This is a genomic window from Collinsella aerofaciens (assembly GCF_964243765.1).
GTDB classification, from domain to species: domain Bacteria; phylum Actinomycetota; class Coriobacteriia; order Coriobacteriales; family Coriobacteriaceae; genus Collinsella; species Collinsella aerofaciens_BU.
The window spans coordinates 136669-153681 of sequence record NZ_CAXTGI010000004.1 but is presented as its reverse complement, the minus strand read 5'-3'; the positions used below and the strand labels follow the sequence as shown (position 1 = coordinate 153681).

Here is a 17013-nt window from a genome sequence, read left to right as displayed (position 1 = left end):
TAGCTGGAGGTGCTTCGTGATTCGATCTGACAATCCACCCGATAATGGCGTGAGCGGGGCGATGTATCTATTTGGCACGGCGCTCTTGTGGAGCTTTATCGGCATCCTCGTTCACGCCAATTCGCAGTCAGCTCTTTTGATCGGTGCCGTCACGGCAATATTTATGGCGCTCTTTATCCTGCTCGTCGGCAGGCCTGTCCTCCGCGTCAGCCGTCTTATTGTCCTTGTGGCCGTCTGCAACTTTGTGACAGGCACCACGTTTAACTTTGCCAACCAGCTCACGACGGTCGGTAACGCAATCGTCCTGCAGTACACCTCGATGATTTTCGTTATCGTGTATCAATCGCTCGCAACACACACGTTGCCCTCGCCTGCGAAGATTGCCTCCGTGGTGGTTGCTTTTACGGGTATGGGACTTTTCTTTTTAGGTGATTTGAGTGCCGAGGGCATGCTCGGCAACCTGCTTGCCGTCATTTCGGGCGCCACCTTTGGGCTGTGTTTCTTTTTGAACTCTCGCCCCGATGCGTCGCCCATGGTGTCCTCGCTCATCTCCTGCGGTATCTCGATGCTGCCGATCGTCTATTTTGCCGGCACCCTAGACTCCGTGAGACCATTTGAGTGGGGGCTCATGCTGGTGCATGGCCTTTTTTGCAGTGGCCTTGCGAGCGTGCTGTATGCCAAGGGGATTGCGCGCACTAACGCGTTTGCGGCCAACTTGGTCTGCATGAGTGAGGTCGTGCTCGCTCCCTGCTGGTCGGCGCTCCTCTTTGGCGAGGTCTTTCGCTGGAACGAGTTTTTGGGCGCGGCGATTATCGTTTTGGTGATTGTAGCCAACTTGGCATCTGATGCCTTTGGCGATGGCTTTCTGGTGGCGCTTGTCCGCCATCGAAACAAGGAACATGCCTGATGGGATGCGTTTGCCGTTTACGGTAAAAAATACCCCGCTGGGCGAGTGGTATTAAATAGTAAGAACCTGCATACCTATAATTGGTATCAAATCATTTGTACCTGGCATGGGTGTTAGCAGCACACCAGGTACGCTTCGAGCCGTGTGATCGAACTCCCGGAATTGATATCAACAACGCGCGCGACGGGAGTGACGACGGTTCGATATTCCTTATTGGGAGGAATTATGCTTGTCCAAGCAATCCTCGTTGGCTTAGTCGGAGCGTTTGGATGCCTCGACTACCAGCTCGGCACCCTCTACGCGTTCCGTCCCATCGTCCTGTGCCCGCTCGTGGGCCTGGTGCTGGGGGACCTGCAGACTGGTCTTGCCGTAGGTGCAAGCCTTGAGCTGCTGTTCATGGGCTCGATCTCCATCGGCGCTTACGTGCCGCCTAACGAAACCGTCGGCGGCGTGCTCGCCTGCGCGTTTGCCATCCAGCTCGGCCAGGGTACCGAGACGGCCATCGCGCTCGCCATGCCCATCGCCGTCCTTTCGCTGACGATCGGCAATATTACCAATGCTTTGTTCCCTGTGTTTGTCGATATGGCAGACAAGTTTGCCCTCAAGGGAAACCTCAAAGGCATCTATGCCGTTCATTGGGGAATTGGAATTTGGGGCTGCGTTGAGTACTTCTTGCTGTGCGGCGGCGCCTTCTATCTGGGCTCCGACGCCATCCAGGGTCTGCTCGACTTCATCCCGCCCTTCATCATCGACGGTTGCGGCGTGGCCGCCAACATCCTGCCGGCCATGGGCTTCGCCATGCTCGGCCGCCTGGTGCTCACCAAGCAGCTCGTGCCCTTCTACTTCCTGGGCTTCCTGCTGTGCTCCTACGCCAACGTGCCCGTCCTGGGCGTCGCCCTGATCGCCATCATCATCGGCATCGACAAGTTCGACCTGCTCGGCCTGGGCGGAGCCCAGCCCCAGCTCTCCGCGGAAGGGGATGAGGACGATGACTTCTAGTCCCGAGAACAAGATCACGCGCTCCGACCTCGTCAAGAGCGCCCTCAACACCGGCGCCCTGGGCATGGAGTTCTCCTGGACCTACTACAAGCAGATGAACATCGCCTTCTGCCTGATGGTCGCCAACATGCTCAAGAAGATCTACGCCGGCCGCCCCGACGACTACGCCGAGGCCCTGCACCGCCACTGCGCGTTCTTCAACATCACCGTGCAGTTCGCCCCGTTCGTCGGCGGCATCGCGATGGCCATGGAGGAGAAGGTCGCCCGCGGCGAGATCGAGCCCGAGAGCGTCAACGACGTCAAGGCCGCCCTCATGGGCCCGCTGTCCGGCATCGGCGACTCCATCTTCCTGTCGACGCTGCGCGTGGTCGCCGCCGCGGTGGGCATCAGCCTGTGCCAGGCCGGCAACCCCTTCGGCCCCATCGCCTTCCTGCTCATCTACAACGTCCCCGGCTTCGCGCTGCGCGTCTGGGGCGCCGTCAAGGGCTACGAGCTGGGCGTGGGCTTCCTGGACGAGGCCCAGAGGACCGGCCTCATGCAGAAGATCATGACCTGCGTGGGAATCGTGGGCGTCATGGTCGTGGGCGCCATGTGCAAGGACATGTTCTGGGCCAGCATCCCGGTGGCCATCGGCTCGGGCGAGGACGCCCAGACCCTCCAGGACATCCTGGACGGCATCATGCCCGGCATGCTCGGCATGCTCGCCTTCTGGCTGTACTACTGGCTGCTGTCCAAGAAGATCAACCCCATGGTGCTGATCGTGGCCACCATGGTCGTGGGCATCGTCGGCGCGTTCTTCGGCGTGCTGGCGTAAGGGCCCGGCTGCATAGATTTTCATTGCAACCTGGAAAGGGGATGGAGCAGGTCTATGCCCTCCATCCCCTTTTTGTATAGAAGGAGTTCGTATGTTCGCGAAGGATCGCGAAGCAATGCGCCTGACGCCGGCAGAGGTCAGGCTGATTCTTATTGAGTCCCTGCAGTGGTGCGCCAACAACGCGGTCTACTTTTTGGGGCTTATCGGTGCGGCCACGTATGATCTGGCCGGCACGGCCTTTTTGGTTGCCGCCATTACGCTCATGCGCAATCTTATGACGTCGGTGGGCAATATGGTGTCGGGATCGGTCATCGACCGCTTTGGGCCGCGTCGGACGTCGTTTGTGACGTGCGTGATTACGGCGGTGCTTTCGCTTGGCGTGGGGTTGGCGCCGTTGTCTGTCCCCGGGCTTGTGTTTGCCGCGTGCGTCTTGGGACTTGCGGGCGGCTTTATCAACACCTGCACGCATGCGTTTCCGGGATATCTAGAGTCGACCACCGAGGGCCGTACCCGCGTGAATGGTCTCATGGTGTTTTACAGCAATATCGCCTATACCGCTGGCCCGCTGCTCGGTGGTGCCATCGTGAGCTGTTTTGCCACGCAATCGGTCTATCTGCTCATGGCGGGCATGATGGGTGTGGCGGCCGTGCTCTCCTTGGGCTGTCACGAGCGTGTTGCTCCCCCAAAAGGGGAGAAGCCGAAGGGAGGTATTCTGGGCGGCATGGCCGAGGGTGCGCGACTGACGTTTCGCGACCACGACCTGCGTCTCATCTTTATCTCGGGCTTTTTGGGTTTCTTTGCGTTTGGCGCGTTCGATTCGCTGGAGTCGTTGTTCTATCGCGATGTGCTCAACGTGGATATCGTCTGGCTGGGCTGGCTGTCCTCGGTCGTGGGCCTTACTTCCTCGGTGGGCGCGTTCATCCTGACCAAGCTTTCTGCTCGCCACGTCAACCTGCGATTGCTGCTCGGCGCGCTCATGGCCGTGGGCATTGGGTCCATGGTGTACGTGGGCACCGATATGCTGGGGGTCGCGATTATCGGTCAGGCGATTAACGGTCTGGCCTGGGGGTTCCTGGAACCGCTGCAGATGATTTTGATTCAGGAGCGTGCCGACATCAAATACCTGGGGCGTATTACCGGCTTTGTGCGTTTTGGCCTGATGAGCGCCGGCGTGGTGCCGCTGCTGGCGGCTCCGTTTTTGGCGGAGGCTTTGGGTGTCCAGGCGGTGCTGTTTGGGGCATCGACCATTATTGCGCTGGTAGGAACGCTGTTCTTTGTCACGCAAGGGAGGCACCAGTAGCGTTAGCTATACATCAAATTGTAATTTAATACCACTCACCAGAGAATTTCGACCGTTCACCGAGGATTGGAACAGATTGAAAAGTGGTATTAAAAATACGTTAGGTGTATGTCTATAATTGGTATCGAAAAGAAACGCGATGTATAGATTCGCGTGCAAGACAGAAAGGAAAAGCCATGAAGGAAACCGAGAAGATCGAGATCATGCACTTTAGCCAGGAGGGCTACATCGAGGACGGCAAGAACGTCTACGAGGCCGGCAAGAAGATGACCGCGCTCGCCGACAAGGTCGCCGACGAGGGCTACGACGCCGTGTTCCTGATGGGCGTCGGCGGCACCTGGGACGAGCTCATGCAGCTCGAGTACCTCATGAACAAGTTCGGCGACCGCGACCTCGAGGTCTACCTGATCCACGCCGCCGAGTGGAACGTCTCCGGCCACAAGCGCATGACCGAGAAGTCCGTCGTGCTCACCGCCTCCGAGTCCGGCACCACCCCCGAGGTCCTCGAGGCCGTCAAGAAGATGAAGGAAAAGGGCATTCGTGTCTACGCCATGACCAAGCCCGAGGGTCTCATCGGCCAGGCTGTCGGCGCCGAGAATTGCGTCAAGATGGCTTCCGATCATGGTAACGGTGGCTGCGAGATGGGCTACTACCTCGCCGACTGCTTCGGCCTGCGCCTGCTCAACCGCCGCGGCTGCTTCCCCAAGTTCGATAAGTTCATCGAGCAGACCAAGGACGTTTGGACCCACCTGGTCGACATCCGCAAGAGCTTCGAGCCGCGCGCCGAGGAGCTCGCCAAGAAGTACGCCCTGGCCCCCTACACCATGTTCATCGGCTCCGGCGCCCTGTGGGGCGAGACGATCCTGTTCTCGATGTGCATCCTCGAGGAGATGCAGTGGAAGCGCACCCGATACATCACCTCGGCCGACTTCTTCCACGGCACCCTCGAGCTCGTGGAGCCGGGCGTCCCCGTGTTCCTGTTCATGGGCGAGGACGAGAACCGCAAGCTCGACGAGCGCGTCCGCGCGTTCCTGACCCGCGGCGTGACCGGCGACACCGACATCAACATCATCGACACCGCCGAGTTCGCGATCCCCGGCCTTGACGACGAGTTCCGCGTCATCGTGTCTCCGTGGATCCTCTCCTCGCTGATCACCGATCGCCTTGCCGCTTACTACGAGACGGTCACCAAGCACAACCTCAACTACCGTCGCTACTATCACCAGTTCGATTACTAATCGGCGACAAATTAGCTACTGATCAAGAAGCACCCTGCCCGGGCGCATGCGTCCGGGCATTTTTATGCCGAAGTTCGCAAGAAAGGGGAATCGAATGAGGCAGTTTATCGTTGCATCCCATGCTCATTTTGCGTCCGGAATCGTCGAGAGCATTGGGCTACTCTCGGGCGAGCGCGAGAACGTCCATGCGCTGTCTATGTATGTCGACGGAAACGAGGACCTGGTCAAGGAGGCCGCAGCGATTCTGGACGGCTTTGCCGCGGACGATGAGGTCGTCGTTTGCACCGACCTCTTTGGCGGCAGCGTCAACAACGAGTTCACCAAGATCGTCCAGACGCGCCCCAACACGCACCTGGTGACCAATATGAACCTGCCGCTCCTTATTCAGCTGCTGTTCGTGCCCGACTCCACCCCGATCGATGAGGCCATTCGCCAGATCGTCGAGGCGGACGACACCAAGGTCAAGTACGTCAACGACCTGTTGGGGCAGGCCGAACTCGATGAGTTTTAATCGTTAGGAGCACATCATGATTCAGATGATTCGCGTGGACTATCGACTGCTTCACGGCCAGGTTGCCGTTAGCTGGACCTCGGCTCTGGGTGCCGACTGCATCCTGTTAGTGAGCGACACGGTCCTCAACGACAAGCTTCGTCTGCAGGCCCTGTCCCTTGCAAAGCCGGAGGGCTGCAAGGTCGTTGTCAAAAACACCGAGGATGCCATCAAGGCGCTCCAGAGCGGTGTGACCAACAAGTACAAGCTCTTTGTGGTTTGCGAGACGATTCAGCAGGCCGGCGCCGTCGCCAAGGCGATGGGCGTTAAGAAGATCAACCTCGGCAATGTGGCCTTTAGCGAGGATGCCCGCCAAGTCTCGACGAGCGTGTTTCTTACACCCGAGAACGAGGCATACGTGAAGGATCTGCTCGGCGAGGGCTATGAGCTGTTCATTCAGATGATTCCGGCAGATGCGAAAACTGACGCCGCAAAGGCCATCGGTTAGGGGCTGTCATGGTTATCAAGACAATTCTGATTTTTCTGATCGCCCTTTTGGGCTATTCCGAGTGGCTGACCGGTACGAGTTACCTCCAGCGCCCCATTGTGCTCGGACCGTTGGTCGGCCTTGTCATGGGCGACGTAGTGACCGGCACCATTATGGGCGCCACGATGGAGCTTGCCATGGTCGGCGCCATCTCGGTCGGCGCGTATAACCCGCCCGATACGATCTCCGGTACCATCCTGGGCGTGTCGCTTGCCATGCAGGCCGGTGCGGACGCTTCGGCGGCCCTGACCCTGGGCATTCCCATCGCAACGATCGTCCTGGCGCTCGATACGGCCCTGGGCCAGCCGGTCATGCTGCTGCTGGTGCACCGTATCGACAAAAACGTCGAGGACGGAGACACCAAGGCCATCACGCGCAACATGCTCATTGCCGGTTACGCGCAGAGCTGGTGCGGCCTGCTGATCATTCCCCTGGCATTCTTCTTTGGCGCCGATGCCGTTGCCAGCCTGCTCAACATCATCCCCGATTTTGTTCAGACCGGCATGGATGTTGCCGCCGCCTTCTTGCCCGCACTCGGCTTTGCGATGCTGGCGCAGATGATTATGAACAAAACGGTGGCTCCGTTCTTCTTCGCTGGTTTCTTTCTCGTCGCCTACTTTGGCATTAGTACGACGGGCGTGGCGATCTTTGCCGCGATCATCGTTGTCGCGATGACGGTTTTGGGTGACAAGAAAAAGGCGGAGCAGCCCGCAGTGGCCACCGAGGATCCTGCGATTGGGAGTGGGTTCGATGAGTTTTAAGTTTGAGTCTTCTTACGACGGGCTGATTTCCCGCGCAGACCTTAAGAAGCTGTTCTGGCGCTCGATTCCCTATGAGCATTCCTGGAACTACGAGCGTATGGGCCATATCGGCTTCATGTGGGCCCTTATGCCGATCCTTCGTAAGCTGTATCCGCAGGATGCGGACTTTAAGGCCGCCCTTAAGCGCCATATGGAGCTCTATAACGTCACGCCGTACATCTCGACGCTCCCCATGTCCATTGCTGCCGCAATGGAAGAAGTCAACGCCACCGAAGATAACTTTGACACGAGCGCGATCTCTAATGTCAAGCTTGCTTTGATGGGACCGCTGTCCGGCGTGGGCGATGCCTTCTACTGGGGCACGCTGCGAATTTTGGCAACGGGTGTCGGCACGTCGCTGGCGCTGCAGGGCTCTATTCTTGGCCCGATTTTGTTCCTGCTCGTGTTCAACGTCCCCCACTACATCATCCGTTACCTGCTGACGTTTGTGGGATATCGCTTTGGCTCGGACATGATCAGCAAGGTCCAGGAATCGGGCATTATGGACACGATCGTCAAGATGGCCTCTATCATGGGTGCCATGGTGATCGGCGCTATGACCATGGAGATGGTCACCGTGGACATTCCGCTCATGATCGGTGCGGGCGATGGCGCTCAGACGCTGGCCGAGCTGCTCAACGGAATCTTCCCGGGCTTTGTCACGTTGGGGCTGTTTGGAATCGTCTATCTCATGCTCAAGAAGAAGATGAATCCGCTGCTCATCATGCTCGTGATCCTACTCGTGAGTATCGCCGGCGCGTTCTTTGGAGTGCTTGGTGTTCAGTAGGGCATCCGTCATAATTAAAACAATGCAAGAGGGGGCGTCGCGCACATTGTGCTGCGGCGCCCTTTTGCCGAAAGGTGGACAAGATGGAGTATCCGCAGCTTGCCGTCATGAATATCAGCCATCGTTATTTTGACCTTGAGGAATTCTTTTCCTCGGCTGCGGCCTCGGGCTACACGTGTTGCGAGCTTTGGACCGGGGCGATGCATCTGTATGTCGATTGCCATGGATACGATTCGCTCGAGCAGGTGTGGGAGCTGTCACAGCGGTATGGGGTTCGGATTGTGGGGCTTTGCCCCGAACAGAACAACCCCAAGCCGTGGAATATCGCGGCGCGCGGGAATGAAGCGCGTGCCCGCACGCTCGCGTACTTTAAGAACGTTGTGGATATCGCGGCGGAACTTGGAGCCGAGCAGGTCATGGTTTCGAGCGGTTGGGCATTTTTGAACGAGCCGATCGAGGACGCGTGGGGTCGCAGCGCCTCGATGCTGCGTGCGATTGCCGAGCGTGCGGGAGCGCGCGGCGTGCGACTGGTGCTCGAGGCTCTACAACCGGTTGAGTCGATAATCGTGAACTCGGCGGCCGACACGAAGCGCATGATTGAGGCGGTTGACCATCCGGCACTTAAGGCGTGTCTGGATATGGGCGCTATGGCGGTGGCGGGGGATACCATCGACGATTATTTCGATCTGCTTGGCGATGATGTCGCCCACGTGCATTTTGTCGATGTTGCGGCAGATGGCACGACGCATCTTGCCTGGGGTGACGGCGACCGCGATATGCGCGCCGACCTGGATAGGCTGGTGGCGCGCGGCTATCGCGGAGTTGTTTCGGCCGAGACCTATGACGGGCGCTATTTTGCCGACCCCGCAGCTGCCGATGCGCAGGTGATGGCAGAGTATCGTCGTGCGATTGGCGCCTAGGTGGGGTCGGGCTGCGGCAACCTACCCTATGTTTCCAGATGAATACGGTGTGAGCGGCTGCGGCGGATTTTCCCCGCAAGCACTCTAGTATGCTAAAGTACCCAGAAGACCGGCGGAGCTATGCCGGTCTTCTGTTCTATATGAAACGCAGCATGAGGAGGCTCACCAGATGACGGCCACACCGTGGGGATTCCGGGACATATTGCCCGAGGAGGCTCAGGCGCGCGAGGAGATCGCATGTACGGTGAAGGGCTGCTTCAGGGAGCATCATTACCTTCCGGTCGAGACGCCGCTGCTCGAGGACAAGGGTTCGCTCGAGGAAGGCGGCCGTATTGCGGACACGCCGTTTAAGCTCTTTGATGACGACGGTCGCCTGCTGGTGGTCCGTCCCGACAACACGCTGCCGATCGTGCGTTTGGTTTCGACCCGCATGCGCGCGGCCGACCTGCCCCTGCGCCTTCGCTACGAGGCGCCGGTGGTTCGCGAGTGTCAGCGCAATGCCGGTGGCTCGCGTCAGTTTACGCAGTTGGGCTTTGAGCTCATCGGTGCGGGAGATACCGCGGGCGATGTTGAGATTGTCTCGCTCGTTGCCGAGGCCGTACGCGAGCTGGCACTTCCCGATGCGCGCATTATCGCAGGCAGCGTGCGTCCTTTTAAGGAGCTGCTTGCGGCGTGCGAGGATCGCGAGCTGGCTGCCGAGGCCCTGCGCTGCGTGCACGCCAACGACTTTGTGGGCCTCGATGCCCGCGTGGCTGCAAGCGCCGAGTCCGATGCCGTCAAGGCCGCCATCAGCGAGCTGCCGCGCCTGCACGGCGGCGCCGAGGTACTCGACCGCGTCGATGCGCTTCTGGCGGCGGCGGGCATTGTCGCACCGCTCACGCGCGAGCTGCGTGCCCTGGTCGAGGGTCTGGCTCCTGAGGACGCCCAGGTGCTGTCGTTCGACTTCTCCATCATGAACTCGTTCGATTACTACACGGGCCTGGTCTTTAAGGCCTATGCCGGCGGCCTGCCCGATCCGGTCGGCTCGGGCGGACGATACGACTCCATCTTTACCGGCGCATTTGGCGACGGCATCGAGGTGCCGGCGGCGGGCTTCGCCTTTTCGCTCGAGCGCCTGGAGGCCGCGCGCACCTCGGCCGAGGATGCCGCTTCCGACGGCGATCACGCCGTGGGCCGTGGCACCGAGGGCCCGCTGCGCATTGCCGTGCCCAAGGGCTCGCTCAAAGCCGACACACTCGACGTGCTCGAGGCTGCAGGCTTGGACGTCTCCGAGCTGCGTGACCCCGGCCGTCACCTGATCGTGCGCGGCCGCGACACGCGTGCCGGTAAGGGCGCGGTCGGCGATATCGAGTTTGTCATCGTGCGTCCCAGCGATGCGCCCGCCTTTGTGGGCTGTGGCGGTGCCGACTGCGGCATCTGCGGTTGGGACTCGCTTATCGAGGCAGACCTCAACCTGCTGCAGCTGGTCGATCTGGGCTACGGCCTGTGCACTTTCATTGAGGCGGAGCCCGCGTGGCGCGCCGGCCAGGCCGAGCGCAACTATGCCCGTCGCGGGTCGCTTCGCGTGGCCACCAAGTATCCGCGCATCGCGAGCGCCTGGTATGCCGAGCGCGGTGTGAACGCCGATATCGTCTCGCTGCACGGTAACATTGAGCTGGGTCCCATCGTCGGCATGACCGATCGCATCGTGGATATTACCGCCACGGGCGCCACGCTGCGCGATAACGACCTCGTTATTACTGGTCGCATTATGGACTGCACGGCCCGCTTCTTTGTCAATCCGGGTGCCGCACGTCTGGATCCGCGCGTACGCAATCTGGCAGATCGCTTGGCGGCAGCCGTGAAGGACAAGCATTTTGAGCCCGTTGCGGGCTCGGCACAATAGCGCGAGCACGCACGGGCGCCCCAACGTACGGGCTGCGGGCCGACTGCCGCCGCCCGGCCTCTCGTTTTTCGAACACTACCTCGACCGATAGGGGATACCGAAATGAAGACCATCAAGCTTGCTCCCGGTGAGCGCCTCGTTACCAACCAGCTCAACCGTAAGGGCGTGCTGCCGCAAAACATCGTCGACGCCGCCCGCGATATCGTGGCCAGCGTGCGTGCTAATGGCGATGCCGCGGTGCGCGACTACTGTCAGCGTTTTGACGGTGTCGAGCTGCAGAGCTTCCGTCTGCCGCAGGAGCAGATCGATGCCGCGCTCGAAGGCCTTGATCCGGCCTTTGTCGCTGCGCTCGAGAAGGCTGCACGCCAGATTCGCGAGTTCCACCAGCGCGAGGTCGAGCAGAGCTGGTTTACCACGCGCCCGGACGGTACGATGCTCGGCGTTAAGGTGACCCCGCTCGCTGCGGCCGGCATCTACGTGCCGGGCGGTCGTGCGCAGTACCCCTCCACCGTGCTCATGAACGCCATTCCCGCCAAGGTGGCCGGCGTCAAACGCGTGGTCATGGTGACCCCGCCGCAAAAGGACGGCCTGATTAGCCCCTATACGCTCGCGGCGGCCAAGCTCGGCGGCGTGGACGAAATCTATATGGTGGGCGGCGCCCAGGCCGTGGCCGCGCTGGCATACGGTACCGAGACCATTCCGCGCGTCGACAAGATCACCGGTCCGGGCAACGCCTTTGTTGCCGCTGCCAAGCAGATTGTCTCGGGCGACGTGGGCATCGATATGGTCGCCGGCCCGTCCGAGGTCTGCGTGCTGGCCGATGCCACGGCCAAGCCCATGGTGGTCGCGGCCGACCTGATGGCCCAGGCCGAGCACGATCCGTTGGCGGCCTGCTATCTGGTGACCTGCGACGAGCAGTTTGCGCGCGAGGTCGAGGCCGGCATCGATATCCTGGTGGCGCAGTCCCCGCGTGCCGAGATCACGCGCGTCTCGCTCGATAACGAGGGCACCATCGTGGTGGCCGCCGACATGGCTGCCGCCGTCGAGGCGGTGAACACCGTGGCGCCCGAGCACCTGGAGCTGCACTGCAAGGATGCGATGGGCCTGCTTGGCGGCATTCGCAACGCCGGCGCCATCTTTGTGGGCGCTTGGAGCTCCGAGCCGCTTGGCGATTACGTTGCCGGTCCCAACCACACGCTGCCGACCGGCGGCACGGCCATGTTCTCCAACCCGCTTTCGGTGGAAGAGTTCGTCAAGCGCTCGAGCGTCATTTGCTATACGCCCGAGGGCCTGCTCTCGGACGCTCCCGCGACGCAGCGCCTGGCCGCGGCCGAGGGCTTGTGGGCGCACGCGCTTTCCGCCGCCCTGCGTCGCCGCGTGCTGGAACAGGGCGAGGATGCCGTGAGTGCCGAGTCGCTGGCCGCGGCCGACCTGACCAAGGTCGCCTGGCCGGGCGATGCCGTGGCGACGGTTGCCGAGGGCGTGGACCTGGCGGCTGCGGGCGCGGATGGCGCTGACGTGACCAGTGGGGAGGCCTAACATGGCCGAGCTGACACCTCGTATGAAGGAGCTCGTCCAGCCCTACTTGGCCGGCATTGAGCCCTACGATCCCAACTTTACGCCCACGCGCATCAACCTTTCGGCCAACGAGAACACCTATCCCGTGCCGGCCGGCGTGCGCGAGGCGATCGACGCGGCGCTTGCCGCCACCCCGCTCAACCGCTATCCCGATCCCATGTCTAACGATCTGCGCGACGAGCTGGCCGCCTGGCATGGCGTGACGCGCGAGAATATTTGCGTGGGAAACGGCGGCGACGAGCTGCTCTATAACTATCTGCTGGCGTTTGGCGGCGCGGGGAGGGCTCTGCTTAACTGCCCACCGTGCTTTAGCGAGTATGCGTTCTTTGCGTCGCTCTGCCAGACCGAGGTGCGCGACGTGTGGCGCGACCCGGCGACCTTTAGGCTCGACCAGGCTGCCGTGTTTGCGGCGGCACCCGAGTGCAACCTGGCAATCGTGACCTCGCCCAACAATCCCACGGGCGACGTGGCGCCGCTCGACTTTGTCGCGGAGCTGTGCGATGCGTGCCCTGGCATGGTGATGGTCGACGAGGCCTACGTGGAGTTTGCCGACGATTCGTTTGGCGCGGCCACCACGGCGCAAGGCCTTATCGCCGAGCACCCCAACTTGGTGATTTTGCATACGCTGTCCAAGGCGTTTGGCGCCGCCGGCACGCGTCTGGGCTATGTGATCGCGGCGCCCGAGGTCGTCGACGTCTTCGCGGCGATTCGCCAGATCTATTCGGTCAACGTGCTGAGCCAGGCTGCAGCACTTGCCTGCGTGCGTGCCCGTGATGCGTACGCGCCCGTGGTGGCGCAGGTTGCATCCGAGCGCGAGCGCGAGCTGTGCGCCCTGCGTGCAATGGCTGCCGAGGGCATGCCCGTGGAGGCGTGGCCGAGCGCGGCGAACTTTGTGCTCGTGCGCACGCCGCATGCCAGACGCGTGCGCGAGCGTCTGCGCGACGAGTATTCGATTTTGGTGCGCGACTTTAGCTACGCGCCGGGGCTCGCGGACTGTCTGCGCATTACCGTGGGTACCCCGCAGGAAAACGACGAGGTGCTGGCTGCGTTTGCCGCGCTGGTGAAGGAGGAGATGTAGATGGACCGTTATGCCGAGGTGTGCCGCAAGACGGGTGAGACCGACATTGTCGTAAAGCTCGACCTGGACGGATCCGGCGTGTGCGATATCTCGACCGGCGTGCCGTTTTTCGACCACATGCTCAACGCCTTTGGCCGCCATGGTCTGTTCGATCTGACGGTGCACGCGGCGGGCGACGTCGAGGTCGACGCGCACCACACCGTCGAGGACACGGGCATTGTGCTGGGCGAGGCGTTTTGCCAGGCGCTGGGCGACAAGGCGGGTATTACGCGCTTTGCCGACGCGGCGATCGCCATGGACGAGACACTCGTGATGGCCGCCGTGGATATCTCGGGTCGCGGGCAGGCCTATTGCGAGCTGCCCGTGCCAACCGAGCGCGTGGGCAGCTTTGATACCGAGCTGGCCGTCGAGTTCTTCTATGCCTTTGCGCGCGATGCCAAGCTCACGCTGCACGTGCGCGAGCTGGCGGGCGGCAACTCGCATCACATTATCGAGGCCGCCTTTAAGGCCGTGGGCCGCACGATGCGCCATGCCTGCGAGCTGGATCCCCGCGTGCAGGGCATCCCCAGCACCAAGGGCTCACTGTAACCTGCCAAAAAGGGACAGGTTTATTTTGGCAGGTTTTATCTGCGGAAATGGTGTCTCATGCAGTGGGTGAACGTTTAACCGACCAAAATAAACCTGTCTCTTTTTGGCAAGTTTTGGACGAAGGAAAAGGGAGGGTCGCGTGGGCGAACCGAAGATCGTGGTAGTCGACTACCACAAGGGCAACTTGTCGAGCGTCGTGCGCGGGCTTGCCCGCGCCGGTGCCGCCGCCTGCACGTCGGACGATCCGGAGCAGATCCGTAACGCCGACGGTCTGGTCATCCCGGGCGTGGGCGCGTTCTATGACGCGATCGCCTTTATGCGCCAGAGCGGCGAGGCGGACGCGGTGCTCGACGCCGTCGCCGCCGGAACTCCGCTGCTCGGCATCTGCCTGGGCCTTCAGCTTTTTTTTGAGCGCGGCAACGAGGGCGTGCCTGCGGACGAGGGCGTGGTCGCCGACGGTAACGCCCCCGAGCAGGCTGACGGCCCCTGGGTCGATGGCCTGGGCATTATGCGCGGTTCGTGCACGCGCTTGGAGTCGAGCCGCCTGAAGGTGCCGCACGTGGGCTGGGACCAGGTGCACATGACGCCTGCTGGCGCGGCCGATCCGCTGCTTGCCGGCTTTGCCGAGGGTGCCAACATGTACTTCACCCACAGCTACGCGGTGGCCGACGACGCCGATGCCGCCGATGTGCTGGCGCGCACGCACTATACGCGGAGCTTTCCGTGCATCGTGCGCCATGGCAACGTGTGGGGCTGTCAGTTCCATCCCGAGAAATCCTCTGCGCTGGGTCAGCGCATTCTTAAGAACTTCGTGAGCATCGTCGAGGAGGTTGGCCGATGATCCTGTTTCCCGCAATCGATCTGATCGGCGGCAAGGTTGTGCGCCTGGAGCGCGGCGACCGCAACCGCTGCAAGATATATTCCGATGACCCCGTGGCCGTCGCCCGCTCGTTTGCCGAGCAGGGCGCAAGCTGGGTGCATGTCGTCGACCTGTCCGCTGCCTTTGGTGAGGACGAGGACACATGCGCTGCCAACTCTGCGGCGATTAAGGCCATCTGCGGCGTCGACGGTCTGTCCGTGGACGTGGGCGGCGGCGTTCGTTCGCTCGCACGCATCGACGAGCTGGCCGGCTATGGTGCTCGTCGTATTGCGCTGGGCACCGTGCTGGTGACCGAGCCGGGTTTTGCCGAGGTGGCAGCCCAAGGCTTTGGCGAGCTGCTGGTCGCCGATATTGCCGCACGCGACGGCCAGGTCAAGGTGAACGGCTGGCGCGATGGCTCGGGTGTGGCGCTCGACGATGCCGTGGCGCAGCTTTCCGAGCTGGGCTTTAAGCACCTGGTGTACACCGACATCGCGCGCGATGGCATGCAGACAGGCATCGACGTGGTGGCGTATCGCCATGTGGCGCAGGTCGCGGGCTTTCCCGTTGTGGCTTCGGGCGGTATATCGACGCTCGACGACATCCGCGCGCTGGCCGCGGTGGGCGAGGGCGCGATTGAAGGCGCCATTACCGGCCGTGCGCTCTACGAAGGCAACTTTACGCTGGCGCAGGCGCTGGCCGCCGCCCGAGGGGATGAGTAGCCCATGCTTACCAAACGCGTAATTCCCTGCCTAGACGTCAAGGACGGCCGTGTGGTCAAGGGCGTCAACTTTGTGAGCCTGCGCGATGCCGGCGATCCGGTGGAGCTGGCGCGTGCCTACGACCGCGAGGGTGCGGACGAGGTCGTGTTTTTAGACATTACCGCCACAAGCGACAACCGTGCGACGACTATCGAGATGGCGGCGCATGCGGCCGAGGAGCTGGCCATTCCCTATACCGTGGGCGGCGGTTTTCGCGACCTGCCGGGCATGCGCACCATGGTTGCAGCCGGTGCCGACAAGGTGTCGCTCAACTCGGCGGCCGTGCGCGACCCGTCGCTGATTAGCCAGGCTGCCGCGGCGTTTGGCAGCCAGGCCGTGGTCGTGGCGATCGATGCCAAGCGCGTGGGGCTTCCCGGGGAACCGGGCGCCGATAAGTGGGAGGTCTTTACGGCGGGCGGCCGCAACGCTACGGGTGTCGACGCGGTGGCGTGGGCCGAGGAAGCGGCTCGTCGCGGCGCCGGCGAGATTCTGCTGACCAGTATGGATCGCGACGGCACCAAGGCCGGTTTTGACTTGGCGCTCATCCGTGCTGTGGCCCGCGCGGTGCCAATCCCCGTCATTGCGAGCGGTGGCGTGGGCACGCTCGAGCATTTTGCCGAGGGTGTGATCGAGGGCGAGGCCGATGCTGTGCTGGCGGCGAGCGTCTTTCACTTTGGAACCTTCAGCATTCGCGAAGTCAAAGAATACATGGCTAGCCAGGGAATACCTGTGAGATTGGACTTCTAACGCTGCGGCTTGCCCAGGCACCCGACCTTCCGGCTCCAACCCTCCTCGCGTACCAAAGTACGCGTCGTCGGGCTTGTCGCTCGGAATCTCGGGCACCTGGACAACCCTCGCCGACCTGTGGGGTTTCGTTTATGACTTGGGAGAAATGATGACTGAGGTAATAGAAGCGTCTGATCTTACGTATGACGCCCGCGGGCTGATTCCTTGTGTGGTTCAGCAATATGACACCGGCGAGGTGCTTATGGTTGCTTGGATGAACGAGGAGTCGGTGGGACTGACGCTCAAGACCGGTACCACGTGGTTTTGGAGCCGCAGCCGCCAGGAGCTCTGGAACAAGGGCGCGACGAGCGGCAACATGCAGGAGGTCCGCGAGCTCTGGGCCGACTGCGATAGCGATACGCTGCTGGTCAAGGTCGACTCGCCGGGTCCTGCCTGCCATACCGGCAACCGTACCTGCTTCTTTAAGCGCGTGGAAGGGGGAACGCGATGAAGGTCGTGACGCCGTTCGAAGTTGCCGACTGCAACGCCGAGCTCCTCCGCGCGGGCGTGCCGTGCCGCGTGCACCTGACCGATGCCTGCGGGGCGCAGTCGCTTTGGCTCGAGGCCGAGAAGGAAAGGCTCGATGAGGCCCATGCCGTTGTCGTCGAGTTCTTTGAGAAAAAGGGCGCAAAGCCTCGGTTCGATGAGACCGGTACCTACTTTACGCTGCAGTAAC

General features: G+C 61.8%; 19 protein-coding genes. All 19 read left to right on the top strand.

Going from position 1 to position 17013, the window contains the following annotated elements; genetic code table 11:
• Positions 1-16: 16 nt before the first annotated feature.
• The 19 genes from ACESSC_RS04500 (at position 17) to ACESSC_RS04410 (ending at position 17012) form a co-directional block, all read left to right on the top strand.
• Positions 17-907 carry a DMT family transporter gene (locus tag ACESSC_RS04500; RefSeq protein ID WP_233540081.1) on the top strand — a complete coding sequence of 297 codons (891 nt, stop codon included), beginning with the start codon at positions 17-19 and terminating at the stop codon, positions 905-907.
• Positions 908-1132: 225 nt separating this feature from the next.
• On the top strand, positions 1133-1906 hold the full coding sequence (locus ACESSC_RS04495) for a PTS mannose/fructose/sorbose/N-acetylgalactosamine transporter subunit IIC (protein WP_195445971.1): 774 nt from the start codon (positions 1133-1135) through the stop codon (positions 1904-1906).
• On the top strand, positions 1887-2720 hold the full coding sequence (locus ACESSC_RS04490) for a PTS system mannose/fructose/sorbose family transporter subunit IID (RefSeq protein ID WP_117638274.1): 834 nt from the start codon (positions 1887-1889) through the stop codon (positions 2718-2720). The genes ACESSC_RS04495 and ACESSC_RS04490 overlap by 20 nt, the downstream gene beginning before the upstream one ends.
• Before the next feature lie 91 nt (positions 2721-2811).
• A complete protein-coding gene (locus tag ACESSC_RS04485; RefSeq protein WP_373161450.1) occupies positions 2812-4020 on the top strand; it encodes an MFS transporter in 1209 nt (402 codons plus the stop codon).
• A 176-nt stretch (positions 4021-4196) separates the two neighbouring features.
• Positions 4197-5258 carry an SIS domain-containing protein gene (locus ACESSC_RS04480; RefSeq protein WP_373161447.1) on the top strand — a complete coding sequence of 354 codons (1062 nt, stop codon included), beginning with the start codon at positions 4197-4199 and terminating at the stop codon, positions 5256-5258.
• A 94-nt stretch (positions 5259-5352) separates the two neighbouring features.
• Positions 5353-5769 carry a PTS sugar transporter subunit IIA gene (locus ACESSC_RS04475; protein WP_117637123.1) on the top strand — a complete coding sequence of 139 codons (417 nt, stop codon included), beginning with the start codon at positions 5353-5355 and terminating at the stop codon, positions 5767-5769.
• A 16-nt stretch (positions 5770-5785) separates the two neighbouring features.
• Complete coding sequence (locus ACESSC_RS04470; protein WP_373161446.1) at positions 5786-6256, top strand: PTS sugar transporter subunit IIB; 471 nt, start codon at positions 5786-5788, stop codon at positions 6254-6256.
• A gap of 8 nt (positions 6257-6264) precedes the next feature.
• On the top strand, positions 6265-7056 hold the full coding sequence (locus tag ACESSC_RS04465; RefSeq protein WP_117757611.1) for a PTS mannose/fructose/sorbose/N-acetylgalactosamine transporter subunit IIC: 792 nt from the start codon (positions 6265-6267) through the stop codon (positions 7054-7056).
• Positions 7046-7882, top strand: coding sequence for a PTS system mannose/fructose/sorbose family transporter subunit IID (locus ACESSC_RS04460; protein WP_373161443.1), 837 nt, complete (start codon positions 7046-7048; stop codon positions 7880-7882). The genes ACESSC_RS04465 and ACESSC_RS04460 overlap by 11 nt, the downstream gene beginning before the upstream one ends.
• Positions 7883-7965: 83 nt before the next feature.
• Positions 7966-8802, top strand: coding sequence for a sugar phosphate isomerase/epimerase family protein (locus ACESSC_RS04455; protein ID WP_373161441.1), 837 nt, complete (start codon positions 7966-7968; stop codon positions 8800-8802).
• Between the two features lie 169 nt (positions 8803-8971).
• Positions 8972-10687, top strand: coding sequence for an ATP phosphoribosyltransferase (hisG, locus tag ACESSC_RS04450; protein WP_373161439.1), 1716 nt, complete (start codon positions 8972-8974; stop codon positions 10685-10687).
• Positions 10688-10789: 102 nt separating this feature from the next.
• Positions 10790-12226 carry a histidinol dehydrogenase gene (hisD, locus tag ACESSC_RS04445; RefSeq protein WP_373161436.1) on the top strand — a complete coding sequence of 479 codons (1437 nt, stop codon included), beginning with the start codon at positions 10790-10792 and terminating at the stop codon, positions 12224-12226.
• 1 nt (position 12227) lies between these two features.
• Positions 12228-13343: a histidinol-phosphate transaminase gene (gene hisC, locus ACESSC_RS04440; RefSeq protein ID WP_373161433.1), complete on the top strand. Its 1116-nt coding sequence runs from the start codon at positions 12228-12230 to the stop codon at positions 13341-13343.
• Complete coding sequence (hisB, locus tag ACESSC_RS04435) at positions 13344-13931, top strand: imidazoleglycerol-phosphate dehydratase HisB (RefSeq protein ID WP_373161430.1); 588 nt, start codon at positions 13344-13346, stop codon at positions 13929-13931.
• A gap of 139 nt (positions 13932-14070) precedes the next feature.
• Positions 14071-14772, top strand: a complete 702-nt coding sequence (gene hisH / locus ACESSC_RS04430; protein ID WP_373161428.1) for an imidazole glycerol phosphate synthase subunit HisH — start codon at positions 14071-14073, stop codon at positions 14770-14772.
• On the top strand, positions 14769-15512 hold the full coding sequence (locus ACESSC_RS04425; RefSeq protein ID WP_373161425.1) for a 1-(5-phosphoribosyl)-5-[(5-phosphoribosylamino)methylideneamino]imidazole-4-carboxamide isomerase: 744 nt from the start codon (positions 14769-14771) through the stop codon (positions 15510-15512). Before hisH ends, ACESSC_RS04425 begins: the two co-directional genes overlap by 4 nt.
• Before the next feature lie 3 nt (positions 15513-15515).
• The gene (gene hisF, locus ACESSC_RS04420; protein ID WP_373161423.1) at positions 15516-16298 is read left to right on the top strand and encodes an imidazole glycerol phosphate synthase subunit HisF; all 783 of its coding nucleotides are present in this window, start codon (positions 15516-15518) and stop codon (positions 16296-16298) included.
• Between the two features lie 148 nt (positions 16299-16446).
• Entirely contained in the window at positions 16447-16788 is a 342-nt protein-coding gene (hisI, locus tag ACESSC_RS04415; protein WP_373161420.1) for a phosphoribosyl-AMP cyclohydrolase, read from the top strand.
• Positions 16785-17012 carry an RDAC family protein gene (locus tag ACESSC_RS04410; RefSeq protein WP_373161418.1) on the top strand — a complete coding sequence of 76 codons (228 nt, stop codon included), beginning with the start codon at positions 16785-16787 and terminating at the stop codon, positions 17010-17012. The genes hisI and ACESSC_RS04410 overlap by 4 nt, the downstream gene beginning before the upstream one ends.
• The last annotated feature ends 1 nt before the right edge of the window (position 17013 follow it).

What these genes read in the sequence shown, in the direction of transcription:
- ACESSC_RS04465 (WP_117757611.1), top strand. Translation starts at nt 6,265, where the DNA reads ATGGTTATCAAGACAATTCTGATTTTTCTGATCGCCCTTTTGGGCTAT.
- ACESSC_RS04425 (WP_373161425.1), top strand. Translation starts at nt 14,769, where the DNA reads ATGATCCTGTTTCCCGCAATCGATCTGATCGGCGGCAAGGTTGTGCGC.
- ACESSC_RS04470 (WP_373161446.1), top strand. Translation starts at nt 5,786, where the DNA reads ATGATTCAGATGATTCGCGTGGACTATCGACTGCTTCACGGCCAGGTT.
- hisI (WP_373161420.1), top strand. Translation starts at nt 16,447, where the DNA reads ATGACTGAGGTAATAGAAGCGTCTGATCTTACGTATGACGCCCGCGGG.
- ACESSC_RS04410 (WP_373161418.1), top strand. Translation starts at nt 16,785, where the DNA reads ATGAAGGTCGTGACGCCGTTCGAAGTTGCCGACTGCAACGCCGAGCTC.
- ACESSC_RS04485 (WP_373161450.1), top strand. Translation starts at nt 2,812, where the DNA reads ATGTTCGCGAAGGATCGCGAAGCAATGCGCCTGACGCCGGCAGAGGTC.
- ACESSC_RS04455 (WP_373161441.1), top strand. Translation starts at nt 7,966, where the DNA reads ATGGAGTATCCGCAGCTTGCCGTCATGAATATCAGCCATCGTTATTTT.
- hisC (WP_373161433.1), top strand. Translation starts at nt 12,228, where the DNA reads ATGGCCGAGCTGACACCTCGTATGAAGGAGCTCGTCCAGCCCTACTTG.
- ACESSC_RS04495 (WP_195445971.1), top strand. Translation starts at nt 1,133, where the DNA reads ATGCTTGTCCAAGCAATCCTCGTTGGCTTAGTCGGAGCGTTTGGATGC.
- ACESSC_RS04460 (WP_373161443.1), top strand. Translation starts at nt 7,046, where the DNA reads ATGAGTTTTAAGTTTGAGTCTTCTTACGACGGGCTGATTTCCCGCGCA.
- ACESSC_RS04480 (WP_373161447.1), top strand. Translation starts at nt 4,197, where the DNA reads ATGAAGGAAACCGAGAAGATCGAGATCATGCACTTTAGCCAGGAGGGC.
- hisD (WP_373161436.1), top strand. Translation starts at nt 10,790, where the DNA reads ATGAAGACCATCAAGCTTGCTCCCGGTGAGCGCCTCGTTACCAACCAG.
- hisG (WP_373161439.1), top strand. Translation starts at nt 8,972, where the DNA reads ATGACGGCCACACCGTGGGGATTCCGGGACATATTGCCCGAGGAGGCT.
- hisB (WP_373161430.1), top strand. Translation starts at nt 13,344, where the DNA reads ATGGACCGTTATGCCGAGGTGTGCCGCAAGACGGGTGAGACCGACATT.
- hisF (WP_373161423.1), top strand. Translation starts at nt 15,516, where the DNA reads ATGCTTACCAAACGCGTAATTCCCTGCCTAGACGTCAAGGACGGCCGT.
- ACESSC_RS04490 (WP_117638274.1), top strand. Translation starts at nt 1,887, where the DNA reads ATGAGGACGATGACTTCTAGTCCCGAGAACAAGATCACGCGCTCCGAC.
- ACESSC_RS04475 (WP_117637123.1), top strand. Translation starts at nt 5,353, where the DNA reads ATGAGGCAGTTTATCGTTGCATCCCATGCTCATTTTGCGTCCGGAATC.